The 12,246-nt window shown below is 32.8% G+C and carries 14 protein-coding genes; 9 read left to right on the top strand and 5 right to left on the bottom strand.

All coding sequences use genetic code 11. The annotated features are described in order from the left end of the window. Positions 1-23: 23 nt before the first annotated feature. A complete protein-coding gene (locus BAU27_RS17800) occupies positions 24-257 on the bottom strand; it encodes an SPP1 phage holin family protein (RefSeq protein WP_071771538.1) in 234 nt (77 codons plus the stop codon). A gap of 164 nt (positions 258-421) precedes the next feature. Here BAU27_RS17800 and BAU27_RS17795 point away from each other — a divergent pair, with 164 nt between their 5' ends. Beyond that, positions 422-1,075, top strand: a complete 654-nt coding sequence (locus BAU27_RS17795; protein WP_071771537.1) for a diguanylate cyclase domain-containing protein — start codon at positions 422-424, stop codon at positions 1,073-1,075. Positions 1,076-1,626: 551 nt separating this feature from the next. Continuing rightward, positions 1,627-2,289: a YkyA family protein gene (locus BAU27_RS17790; RefSeq protein ID WP_071771536.1), complete on the top strand. Its 663-nt coding sequence runs from the start codon at positions 1,627-1,629 to the stop codon at positions 2,287-2,289. Between the two features lie 31 nt (positions 2,290-2,320). Here the strand turns inward: BAU27_RS17790 and BAU27_RS17785 are convergent, their stop codons facing one another. Then, positions 2,321-2,779 carry a YkyB family protein gene (locus tag BAU27_RS17785; protein ID WP_000804854.1) on the bottom strand — a complete coding sequence of 153 codons (459 nt, stop codon included), beginning with the start codon at positions 2,777-2,779 and terminating at the stop codon, positions 2,321-2,323. 141 nt (positions 2,780-2,920) lie between these two features. Between BAU27_RS17785 and BAU27_RS17780 the strand changes: the two genes are divergently transcribed. Both BAU27_RS17780 and BAU27_RS17775 read left to right on the top strand, forming a co-directional pair. Further along, positions 2,921-4,495, top strand: a complete 1,575-nt coding sequence (locus BAU27_RS17780; RefSeq protein WP_139254665.1) for a Ppx/GppA family phosphatase — start codon at positions 2,921-2,923, stop codon at positions 4,493-4,495. A gap of 108 nt (positions 4,496-4,603) precedes the next feature. Next, positions 4,604-6,712 carry a polyphosphate kinase gene (locus BAU27_RS17775; RefSeq protein ID WP_071746893.1) on the top strand — a complete coding sequence of 703 codons (2,109 nt, stop codon included), beginning with the start codon at positions 4,604-4,606 and terminating at the stop codon, positions 6,710-6,712. A gap of 165 nt (positions 6,713-6,877) precedes the next feature. On the opposite strand, the gene BAU27_RS17770 is transcribed toward BAU27_RS17775, so the two are convergent. Beyond that, positions 6,878-7,102: a hypothetical protein gene (locus tag BAU27_RS17770; protein ID WP_071746892.1), complete on the bottom strand. Its 225-nt coding sequence runs from the start codon at positions 7,100-7,102 to the stop codon at positions 6,878-6,880. A gap of 97 nt (positions 7,103-7,199) precedes the next feature. Beyond that, a complete protein-coding gene (locus tag BAU27_RS17765; protein ID WP_071746891.1) occupies positions 7,200-8,057 on the bottom strand; it encodes a metallophosphoesterase in 858 nt (285 codons plus the stop codon). 194 nt (positions 8,058-8,251) lie between these two features. On the opposite strand from BAU27_RS17765, the gene fadH reads away from it, so the two are divergent. The 3 genes from fadH to BAU27_RS17750 all read left to right on the top strand — a co-directional run bounded on the left by fadH (position 8,252) and on the right by BAU27_RS17750 (position 11,160). After that, positions 8,252-9,016 (top strand): 2,4-dienoyl-CoA reductase, encoded by a 765-nt coding sequence (gene fadH, locus BAU27_RS17760; RefSeq protein WP_071746890.1) that lies wholly within the window; start codon positions 8,252-8,254, stop codon positions 9,014-9,016. Positions 9,017-9,270: 254 nt separating this feature from the next. Then, positions 9,271-10,488 (top strand): EAL domain-containing protein, encoded by a 1,218-nt coding sequence (locus tag BAU27_RS17755; RefSeq protein WP_000564312.1) that lies wholly within the window; start codon positions 9,271-9,273, stop codon positions 10,486-10,488. A gap of 183 nt (positions 10,489-10,671) precedes the next feature. After that, a complete protein-coding gene (locus BAU27_RS17750) occupies positions 10,672-11,160 on the top strand; it encodes a DUF3993 domain-containing protein (protein ID WP_001233796.1) in 489 nt (162 codons plus the stop codon). A 26-nt stretch (positions 11,161-11,186) separates the two neighbouring features. Here BAU27_RS17750 and BAU27_RS17745 read toward each other — a convergent pair whose 3' ends face one another. Next, the gene (locus BAU27_RS17745) at positions 11,187-11,423 is read right to left on the bottom strand and encodes a glutaredoxin domain-containing protein (RefSeq protein WP_000717868.1); all 237 of its coding nucleotides are present in this window, start codon (positions 11,421-11,423) and stop codon (positions 11,187-11,189) included. 232 nt (positions 11,424-11,655) lie between these two features. On the opposite strand from BAU27_RS17745, the gene BAU27_RS17740 reads away from it, so the two are divergent. Continuing rightward, the gene (locus BAU27_RS17740) at positions 11,656-11,892 is read left to right on the top strand and encodes a YkuJ family protein (RefSeq protein WP_000055151.1); all 237 of its coding nucleotides are present in this window, start codon (positions 11,656-11,658) and stop codon (positions 11,890-11,892) included. A gap of 172 nt (positions 11,893-12,064) precedes the next feature. Next, the gene (locus tag BAU27_RS32380) at positions 12,065-12,214 is read left to right on the top strand and encodes a hypothetical protein (protein WP_071746889.1); all 150 of its coding nucleotides are present in this window, start codon (positions 12,065-12,067) and stop codon (positions 12,212-12,214) included. Positions 12,215-12,246: the final 32 nt, after the last annotated feature.

Raw genomic sequence — 12,246 nt, 5'->3', positions numbered from 1 at the left:
AACCTGTATGAAAGGTTCCTTTTTTAGTGAAGGTTGTGTTTTTTGAGTACTTTTTTTTGCTCGATTCCTTTTTTTCCTACATAATTGTTTTTATAACCAAAATATAGAATGAAAAGAAAGGAAGCAACATTTACAATAGCATCAATTTGATCGTTTGTAATAAAGTTCACTCCGAAAGAATTAAATAGTAATTTTAACGATAACAGAAAACCTGCTAGAAAACGTATAATATCTGATAGATTTTCTTTTTGAAGCATATATATCACTCCTTCCTAAAAACGATATATATTATATATATGAAATGAATTAGAAAAGGTATACAAGCTTAAGTAGAAATGTACATTAAATATGTACATTTTTTATTTTGTAGAAAAACATTATTGTTATAGAAACATATATTGGTATAAAAAGGGGGGAGAGTATGAAATATAAAGGGAAAATTAGTGGGTTATTACTTGGGAACACAGTTGCGGTTACAGAATGGATTGCACTTCAGGATGTAATCGCTAAGCTAGATTCGCGATCATTTTTAACCGTCTTTATTATTTATATACTGCAAATGATACTAAGCTGTTATTTTGGACATCGGTACGATAAAAGAGCGAATACGCATGAAAATATTGAAGTAGGAGGAATGACGAACAACGATTTTGTCGTTGATTTTTTCGGGAAAGTAGCTGCTTTATCAGAAAGAGATTCTCGTAATATTACAGTGTATATCCTTTCTGTAAAAGAATGGGATGTATTAAAAGACACAGTGCAAGAAAAAAAATTAGATAAGTTAGTCCAAAGAGTAGAACGTACAATTGTAAAGACAGTGCGAAAGGGTGATGTAGTGACGAGGTGGGATGAAAATAAATATGTTATCGTAGCTGTTGATAATGGCTATGAAAAGTCAACAATAACAAATCGATTAATCAAAAATATTCAAAATGAAATAGCGAATGATTTATTAAATGTCACACTATTATTTGGGGCTGCAAGTTATCCGATAGAAGGGAAAACTTTTGAAGATTTGCTTAGAAAAGCACAAAATCAATTGTATAATTATAGAAAATTGCAAAGTCATGAATGAAATTTTGATTTGAAGAAGTATGATATAAAGAGTTTTTGTAACATTTTTTTGACTTTTGTTACAAAGGAAAACTTTTTTTGTAACAAAAGTCTTTAAAAATATATGGAATCAGCATATAATTGTGTGTGGATGTATCAATGCATTTTGCACAATGTTTTCAGTTTAAAAGTGTAGAGGAAAACATGCTCTACACTTTTCCTTTTTAAGAAATTAAAAGAATCTTTGTAAGAGTTGCGAGGTCATCTTCGCACTATGTAAAATGGACAAAGAGGTTATTTGGTAGAAAGCGAGAAAGGGAATGATAGACGTGAGAGGTTATAGATTATCTTTTATCAGGTGAAACATTATAGTGTTTCTTGCAGTAGGTAAGATTAAAGTAAATACCTTTATGTTTTAAGACATTACATAATTTCAAGTGCTAAAATTGTACAAGCAGTATAAATAATTATTGATGATCTTCGTAAAAAAGATGCGAGCATGAAATAGATAAAGAAGTTACATGTTTTCATGGGGTTTTTGGCACGATGATCGTTTACTAATAGGAGGAAAAGATGTTGAAATATAATAAATTAGCAATTGTAACTGCATTATCAATGACTTTACTAGCCGGTTGTTTCGGACCGAAACCAGAAGAGGAATTATATGTTGCATTTGAAAATGCTGCAAAGCAAGAAAAAACAATGTTTGAAGATGCAAAGAAACTTGAAACTTTAGAAAAAGAGGGACAAGAATTATATAACCAGATTGTTCAAGAAGGAAAAGATAATAATCAAACTGTTAAGGAAAAACTGAACCAAGCAGTGAAAAATACAGATGAACGAGAAAAAGTACTTAAAAAAGAAAAAGAATCTTTAAATAAGGCACAAGAAGAAGTGAAATCAGCAGATAAATATGTGAAGAAAATTGAAGATAAGAAATTGAAAGATCAAGCGGATAAAGTGAAAAGCACATATGAGAAACGACACGATTCATTTAATAAGATGTATGATAGCTATAATAAATCGTTAAAACAAGAAAAAGAATTATATACAATGTTACAAGATAAAGGTACAAAATTAAAAGATATAAGTGAAAAAGTAAAAGTAGTAAATCAATCTTATAAGGATATTGAATCAGAAAAAGATAAGTTTAATGAATTCACGAAATCCTATAATACAGAAAAAATAGCTTTTTATAAACAAGCAAATATTAAAATTAAAGAAGAGAAAAAATAAAACAGTTTGGCCTATAATTGGCCAAACTGTTTTATTTTTTTGTATAGGTACGGCTATACCATGGAACTGGTTCGCTTAATTTTTTTTCTTGTTTTAATGCTTCAGGACCAATATAATCTTGCAGTGTTTTTTTTGCTATTGTTAAAGATAAGGTTGTTTTCGGATTTCGATAGGAGGATTCAAGGTGACCAAGATGTGGTAGGGTGCGAAAATCATCTTTCGTAGGAGGGATATGGAAAAAATAATCACCTAAACGTATAAGGACATCGGATTGTTGTTGACTAAAACGTGGATTTCTAGAAAAATGTAATCCTTCTTTGATAGCCTTCTTTTCAGTAATTAAGCGTTCTAAAGCAGTCTTTTTTAACCAGTATAAGTACTTAGGGTTAGTTGCAGCTTTAGCATGACGATTCACAACGAAAATAGATTGAGCTAGTCTATTAATAGAATGTTGGTTATGTAATTGAGATTGTGGTTGTGAAGGTTTCATATTGAATCTCCTTTCAAGTTTTCCTTATTATAGCATAAATAAAATGGGTTTTTATTATATGCAAAAAGTAATTGTATATATTTTCAATATTAAAGCAATATTGTTACAAAAAACAACTATTTTGTATAATAGTAATAGAATATGTTTCAGAAATTTGATAATGAAAGAGTGAGAAGTTTGAAAGAAATATTAAAACAACAATATGCCATTATAGACATTGGTTCTAATACAATGCGCTTAGTTATTTATGAAAAACAAAGCGGAGGCTTTTATAAAGAGATTGAAAATACGAAAGTGGTCGCTAGGTTAAGAAATTACTTAGTAGATGGTGTATTAAGTGAAGAAGGAATAGAAGTATTGTTACAAACATTATTTCAATTTCAAGAAAGTACACGATTCCATAATTTACACCATGTGCTTTGTGTCGCAACGGCAACAATTAGACAGGCAGAGAATCAAGATGAAATTAAAAAACTTGTTGAAGGACAAACAGATTTTACTCTAAGAGTTTTATCAGAATATGAAGAAGCGCGTTACGGTTATTTAGCAGTTATGAATTCTACTTCATTTTCAGAAGGAATTACAGTTGATATTGGTGGGGGAAGCACAGAAGTTACATACTTCCGAAATAGAGAAATTTTAGAATATCATAGCTTTCCTTTTGGAGCACTTTCTTTAAAGCAACAATTTATTCAAGGGGATATTCCTACTACAGAAGAGTTAGAGGAAATCAAAAACTATTTATGGAATCAATTTCGAACGTTACCATGGTTAATCGATAAAAAATTACCTCTTATCGCAATTGGTGGGAGTGCGAGGAACTTGGTGAAAATCCATCAAAATTTAATTTGTTATCCTATAGCTGGATTACATTTATACAAAATGAAAGAAGAAGATATTCAACATGTAAAAGAGGAATTAAAAGAATTGTCGTTCATAGAGCTTCAAAAGTTAGAGGGGTTAGCAAAAGATCGAGCGGATACGATTATTCCAGCTATCGAAGTCTTTCATATACTTGTTAACGTTATAGAGGCACCGGCATTTGTATTGAGTAAAAAAGGATTAAGAGAAGGTGTTTTCTATGAAGAATTAACGAAAGATTTGGGGATTTCATACTATCCAAACGTAGTAGAAGAAAGTTTACATCTATTATCATTTGAATACGAAATGGATATGGAATTTGTAATTCAACTTATTAAACAAGGAACATTGATTTGTAAACAACTTGAAGGAGTAGGGCTTATTTCTATGTCGGAAAAAGACTGGGAAATATTCCATCAAGCGGCGAAAGTATTTAATATTGGGAAGTACATAGATGAAGAAGCGAGCCGATTACATACGTTTTATTTACTAGCGAATAAAACAATTGATGGTATGATGCATAAAGACCGAGTTAGATTAGCGCTTATTGCCTCATACAAATCAAAAATGTTATTTAAACAACATTTAGCTCCATTTGAAGGTTGGTTTGAGAAAAGTGAACAAAAAAAAATTCGGTTATTAGGAGCTGTTTTGCAATTTTCAGCTGCTTTAAATGTGAGACAAAGATCGCTTGTTGAAACGATATCTATAACAGAAAGTAAAGAAGGATTAACATTTAGAATTGTATGTGAGCAATCGGCGTTATCAGAAAAAGTACAAGCTGAAAAGCAAAAAAAGCAGCTGGAAAGAGTATTGAAAACGAATATTAACTTATCATTTGAATCAAAACGTTAAGTTGTACGGATGTCTTTACAAAAAAATAACACTTTGGAATATAGTAATTTGATAAAATAAAAGTAACTAAATTATAGTGAAAAAGTTTCAAAGGGAAGTGTAAAGAGAATGGAATTGCTAAAGGGGAATTTAGTAAATTTAAATGATACAGCTTATTATAATAACCGTGAGTTGAGCTGGCTAGCTTTTAATGAACGTGTACTACAAGAAGCGCAAGATGAAAATAATCCACTTTTAGAAAGATTAAAGTTTATTAGTATTTTCAGTTCAAATTTAGATGAATTTTTCATGGTGCGCGTAGCAGGTTTGAAAGATCAAGTAAGTGCCGGATTTAATCAGCCAGAAAATAAAGCGGGTTTAACACCGAAGAAACAGTTAAATAAGATTGCGATAAAAGCTCATGAGTTAATGACTGTACAGTATGACACGTTTAAAGGTTATGTATTGCCAGCGCTTGAACTAGAGGGGATTGAGCGTCTAACATTCCATGATTTGACGAAAGAGCAGAGAGAATTTATAGAAGAATATTTTGATGAACAAATCTTTCCGGTATTAACTCCTGTAGCTATTGATGCGTATCGTCCATTTCCTATGTTATTAAATAAAAGCTTGAATTTAGCTACTATTTTATACGATGAGAAGCAGGCAGAGGAAGAAAATCGCACGAAGTTAGGAATTGTCCAAGTGCCTTCTTTACTGGAGCGTTTCATATTTTTACCGAGTGAAGGACAAAAACATAAATTTATTTTATTAGAAGATGTAATTAGTGGTTTTACTCATAAATTATTCACAGGATATAACGTATCACCCGTTACTCGTTTCCGTATTACACGTAATGCGGATTTAACAATCCATGAAGAAGGTGCACGCGATTTATTAAAAGTAATTGAAAAAGAATTGAAAAAGCGTAAGTGGGGAGCTGCCGTTCGTTTAGAAGTCGGTAAAGAACACATTGATGAAAGAGTGTTAGCGTTATTGTATGAAGTGTTGGAAGTAAAAGATGAAGATGTGTACATGATGGATGGACCGTTAGATTTAACATGTTTATTCTCCTTATATAAAAAACTAGCGCCTTTATATGAACATCTAGTATATCCGGCTCTTATTCCTCAACCTCCTCAAGATTTAGGTGATGAGGAAGATGTATTTGAAAAAGCGATAGAACATGATATTTTATTACACCATCCCTTCGAGTCGTTTCAGCCAGTCGTTGATTTTGTCCGTGATGCGGCAGATGACTCGAATGTACTTGCAATCAAACAAACATTATATCGTGTAAGTGGAGATTCTCCGATTATTCAGGCGCTAAAGGTAGCGGCTGAAAAAGGGAAACAAGTGACGGTATTGGTTGAGTTAAAGGCGAGGTTTGATGAAGAGAATAATGTTCATTGGGCTAAAGAATTGGAACAGGCCGGATGTCACGTTATTTACGGAGTAAGTCACTTGAAAACGCATAGTAAAATTACGTTAGTTGTAAGAAGAAGAAACGGAAAAATTGAAAGGTTTGTACATCTCGGAACCGGAAATTATAATGATGCAACAGCGAAGTTATATACCGATTTTGGATATATTACGTCGCGAAAAGACTTTGGTATAGATGCAACAAATTTCTTTAATTATTTGAGTGGCTATACAACGAAACCGCATTTTCATCATTTATCTGTTGCACCATTTGATATAAGAGAGCAATTTATGGATTTAATAGATGAGGAAATCCGTTACCATAGACAATATGGAAATGGATATATTATCGCTAAGATGAATTCGTTAACAGATAAACCGTTAATAAAAAAAATGTATGAAGCATCGCAAGCTGGGGTAAGGGTAGAGCTCATCGTTAGAGGGACATGTTGTTTAAGACCTGGGATTCCAAATGTAAGTGAAAATATTCGTGTAGTTAGTGTTGTGGGAAGATATTTAGAACATAGTCGTATTTATTATTTCCATCATAATGGAGATGAGAAAATATACTTATCTTCAGCTGATTTGATGACACGAAATATGGAAAAACGAGTAGAAATATCTTTCCCAATTTTAGATATTGAAATGAAAGCGAGAATAAAGGCAATTTTACAGCTTACTTTAGCTGATAATGTGAAAACACGTGAACAAAATAAAGATGGTGACTATTATTATATTATTAATAGTGGTGCAGAAGAAATTGATAGCCAAGTGAGTTTATTTAAGTTGGCTTATCAAAATACAGATGCTGAATAATAGAGACAAAGTAAAAACCTCTTAATTTCGATTAAGAGGTTTTTACTTTGTCTCTATTCACGTGTTTCAAAAGTGGAAGAATGAGTAGGGAGAATAGTTTTTATTATATGCGTATGATGGATCGCTTAGTTGAGAGAATAAAAGTGGAAGAATCGTTGTTTTAAATTAGTAATAGTATGGTTGTTGACAAGGCCCTCCGTAACAAGGATAAGGTGCTGGTGGTGGGTAAGGTGGATAAAACGGTCTAGGGCCGAAAGCTAATGCTCCGCCGAGCAATCCTCCAGCAATTCCGGCTAGAAATGGAACACCGAAAAATGGAAAGAAGCGTGAGTCGCCTGCTGGGCCAATAGGTGCTGAACGAACTGGGATAGGTTGGTAATATGGATACATGAACAAACCTCCTTTATTGGACTCATTTTTATCATATGGTGGACCAAGCGTGGATGAGCGAGTACAAGAAAGGATAAGTAAGAAAATAGGCGAATTGTTACGAATGTTGTAGGGTGAAGAGTGTAATTTCGGGTTTTGACATAAAGCGGAATGGGACACGTGTTCTTCCAATACCTCGATTGACATAGAGAATCAAATCCTGAATGTTATAGAAACCTTCAATATATTGTTTTGCAAGCGACGGGGTAATAATAGCACCTAAAAAAGGAATTTGTACTTGTCCGCCATGGCTATGACCAGAAAGTTGAAGGTTGATTGGATATGTAGCGATTTGTGGCGCGATATCTGGTTCGTGAACGAGAACAATTGTATAAATATTTTGTTTTGCGTGCTGTAAAGTTTCCGCTATTTTTGGTTTACCTAGTAGTACATCATCGAGTCCGAAAATGGAAATTTCACTATTATCCAGTAAACGAATTCGCTTTTCACTATTTTGTAAAAGTTCAAATCCAGATTCACGCATGATGTGATCATAGTATTCGGTTCCATATCCCCCATGGTCGTGGTTACCATAAATAGAAAATTTACCGAAGGGTGCTTGTATATTCTTTAAAATGGATGCCACAAAAGGAGCCTCGGTATATGTTTGATAATCATCAATGAGATCACCAGTAAAAAGGACAATATCTGGCTTTTCAGCATTAATCTTGGAAACGATTTGAGATAAATGTTGGAGAGAGAGATAGTATCCTAGATGTAAATCGCTAAATTGAAGAATCTTCATACCATGAAAACTTTTTGGTATGAGTTGTGATGTAAGTGTGTGTTGGGTAAAGGAAAGCAAATAGGGTTCTATATATTTAGCATAATAATAGCCGATGCTAGCGGTTATAAATGAATATAGACAAGTGCGTATTCCAGCTTTTAAAAAATTTCTTCTTGTAATTTTTTTCATATACAGGTTACTTGAATCTCCTTTCAGTTTTTTAAAAATATATTTTTAATATTAAAAAAGTAGTATAGATTAAGAAAAAATGAACGAAAAGAAACCTCTTTACGTTAAAATATCAGAAAATATTAAAAATATAAAGATTTCTGTTAAATAAAATGATAAAATGAATGTGTATTCATTTTTTGGAGGGGATGTATGTGAAAGAGAAGGTAGTTATTATAACAGGTGGATCAAGTGGAATGGGAAAAGGAATGGCGACTCGTTTTGCGAAAGAAGGGGCACGAGTTGTTATTACAGGACGTACAAAAGAAAAATTAGAAGAAACAAAGCTAGAGATTGAACAGTTTCCGGGGCAAGTATTGCCTGTACAAATGGATGTACGAAATACGGATGAAATTCAAAAGATGATTGAGCATATTGATGAGAAGTTTGGACGAATTGATATTTTAATAAATAATGCAGCTGGAAACTTTATTTGTCCAGCAGAGGACCTATCAGTGAATGGCTGGAATTCGGTCATTAATATTGTATTAAATGGTACATTTTATTGTAGCCAGGCTGTCGGAAAATATTGGATTGAAAAAGGCATAAAAGGAAATATCATTAACATGGTGGCAACATATGCATGGGATGCAGGGCCAGGGGTTATTCATTCAGCAGCAGCTAAAGCTGGTGTATTAGCGATGACTAAAACGCTTGCTGTTGAGTGGGGGCGTAAATATGGGATACGAGTTAATGCTATCGCACCAGGGCCGATTGAACGTACGGGCGGTGCCGATAAATTATGGATTTCAGAAGAAATGGCTAAGCGTACAATACAGAGTGTCCCACTTGGTAGGTTGGGGACACCAGAAGAAATCGCGGGTCTAGCTTATTATTTATGTTCAGATGAAGCTGCATACATAAATGGAACTTGTATGACAATGGATGGTGGCCAACATTTGCATCAATATCCATTTTAAAAGGGATGAAAAATGGATGATGTATTCATTTTTCTCCGGTAAAATGTGACGGAATTGTGACACATTAGAGAAAGGTGTTTACAAAGGGGAATATATACGGTATATTTAAGACCTCTTTTTTCTTCATAGTAGAATTGCTAATTCCCCTTAGCATTTTACCCCTCTAATCCCTTCAGGAAAACTGAAGGGATTTTTTATTATTTTTCCGTAAATATCGTGTTATAATTTTTGAAAAGTAAAGGGAGGGAAGCACGTTGATAGATGCATTAGATGTAATGAGTAACTTGGATAAAGTCCTTCCTTATTATCAAGCTATTTTTAGTGCTGATGAGCATACAGTAATTGGATATGAAGTTGTAGGACGTATTCAAACAGAAGAGGGCATACAAAGTTTAGCGTCTTTCTTCCATGATGATTCTATTCCGAGTGAGTTCCAACTGGAAGCGGATAATATCATAGTAGAAAAAGCGTTAAATAGGTATTTAGAAACAGATCAAAAATTATTATTATTTATACATCGGAATGCCAATGTATTAATGAATGATGAAGATGAAAGTTTACTTCAACTTTTATTGATGTATGAAAAACAAGGTTTAAATTTGAACCACATTGTTTTAGAGATTACAGAACATGAATGTAAAGAAGATATCGAGCAATTTAATCATTTGCTGATGTATTATCGTACATATGGTATTCAAATTTCGATTAATAAAGTAGGAACGGGTACAAGTAATTTAGAACGTATTAGCGTGTTAGCACCGGATATTTTAAAAGTAGATTTAACAAACCTAAGGCAAACTGCACTTTTACAATCTTATCAAGATATTTTATATTCCTTATCTTTACTTGCTAGAAGAATTGGTGCGACATTGTTATATGAAGAGATTGATGCTTTTTATCAACTACAATATGCTTGGAAAAACGGTGGTAGATATTATCAAGGTAATTATTTGAAAGAATGTTTACCTGATTTTATTGAAACGAATGTTTTAAAAGAGCGACTTGGTAATGAATGTCATCAATTTATTCTGCATGAGAAGAAGAAGTTGCAAAAAATTTATAATTTAACAGAGATGTTACGTGATCGAATTGGTGATGTTCTGTCAAAACAAAAAAAGAATGAAGATATAAATGACTGGTTATTACAATTTAGCCAAAGTGTATCACAATGTAGTTTTCGGATATTTATTTGTAATGAAGATGGTTTCCAGCAATCAGGTAATGTTATGAAAAAAGATGGGGAATGGATTGTGATGCCGGAGTATTATATGAAAAACTGGAGTTGGCGTCCGTATTTTCTCGAGAATATCATGAAAATGCGTTTTGAGAATAAGGCAAGGCTCTCGGATTTATATGCCGATATTGAAACTGGTGAAATGGTACGAACATTTTCTTTTCCGATTGATGATGAAAACTTTTTATTTATAGATTTATCTTATGAATATTTATATGAAGAAGACGTTTTATTTTAATGCACGAAGAGATTCGTGCATTTTTTTGTTTGTTTTTATCATAAATTGGTAATAGTGAAAATAATAATGAAAATGCTGTCTATCGTTGTAAAGATTTTACGAACGAAATCATCCCTGTCTTTGCATAATCATTGTTACAATGAATACTACAAAGACAAGCTCTTTTAAAAGGAAGGTGAAAAAATGAGGAAATATGGAATATGGTTTGTTCTATTTATATGTGTTGCCTTTCTAGTTGGCTATAGCGTCACAACTGTTTTAGGGAAAGAAGAAGTGAAAGTGGATCGGAAAGAAGTGTTTACAACGATACAAAAAGGTTATGAGACGCAATTTTCAATTCGAGGGAAGCAAATACCAATGAATAAGATGATAGAGACGTTATCACCATATTTTACAAATAATTTCCTTCAAGTTTTTACAGATGAAAACAGTAGAAATGAAAAACAAAGTGGTGAGTATTTACTTCCAGCAAAAGAAGCTCCGTTTTCCTTTAATTCAGAAACAAAAATGTCATATGATGAGGAACATAAAAATTTATACGTCTATGAACGGGCAAAAAGTGGACAATATCAAATTGTGACATTACAAAAGGATAATGGGAAATGGAAATTAGCAGGGTATCATGAAAGTCAGGAACTTTTGGCTGAAATAAAAAGGTTACAACAATTATGAGAATAGGAATAGGTTTCTCCCTATTCCTATTCTATACCAAGTAGCTGTTGTAATTTTTCAATTTGAAAACCTGCGACAACTTCTCCGTCAATTACAACTGTTGGAGTTGAATAGGAGTCATAGTCATATAAAAGACGATTGCGTGCAGCGGCGTCTTTTTTTACGTCAAATTCTTCATACACAACGTCATTATGTTTTAAAAATTCTTTCACAATGGTACAAGGCGGACAATCAGGCTGTGTATAAACCTCAATTTTTTTCATTGTAATTCCTCCCTTTTTCTGTGTTTTATTATATTCTGTCAGTATAAAAAGAGCAATAAAGAAGGAAAAAGATATTCTTTCTTCTTTTTCCTTCGTATTTCGACAAATTTTAGTTGAGTTTCTGGCCAAGAACCTTTATCCTAGAGTGTGGAACATTTTTTCTGTTATGACGGATAGAATGAGTATAGCTGTAAAACCTATTGGTAGGAAGATCAGAGAAAGGAGAGATTTCATGTCTCTACTCCAAGGAATTTTAACTCGACTTGTTAGTCTACAAGAACAAGCTGAAAGCGGTGAAGTAGCACAACGCTATTTTGAAGTGAACGGTGAGCGCAAATGTAGCGTGAAATTTTTCGATAAAAGTGAAATGTATGAGTTAGAAGTGTATCAACAAGGTGAAAAACCTCAAGTGTATCAATTCGACAACATCGACATGGTGGCAATTGAGATTTACGACATCATTTCTTGATACATATAAAAAAGGTACTGCCATTTGGCAGTACCTTTTTTAGTTATATTAATTAATAGGCTATACATTAGTGGAAGTCGCAATGAAATAAAAGAACTTCCACAAATGTATATGTATAGGAATTTTTTATTTTTCCTACAATGGTAGTAAATAGTAATAGGAGGTGAAAAGGATGGAACGCTTACCGATTGTTATTTGTCCTAATTGTCACAGTCATGCTGAAATTAATCATGTATTAACTGCTCAGTCTAATCAAAATGTAATTTATACGTGTAGGTTTTGTCATTATGTAATCCGAAATATTGAAACGAATAAAGGGTAGTGAGTTATAATTTTTGTTTTTGTCCCATACAA

Source organism: Bacillus sp. NH11B, from assembly GCF_001884205.1.
Taxonomy (GTDB): Bacteria; Bacillota; Bacilli; order Bacillales; family Bacillaceae_G; genus Bacillus_A; species Bacillus_A proteolyticus.
The sequence above is the reverse complement of the archived record's forward strand: the minus strand, read 5'-3'. Positions and strand labels throughout refer to the sequence as shown.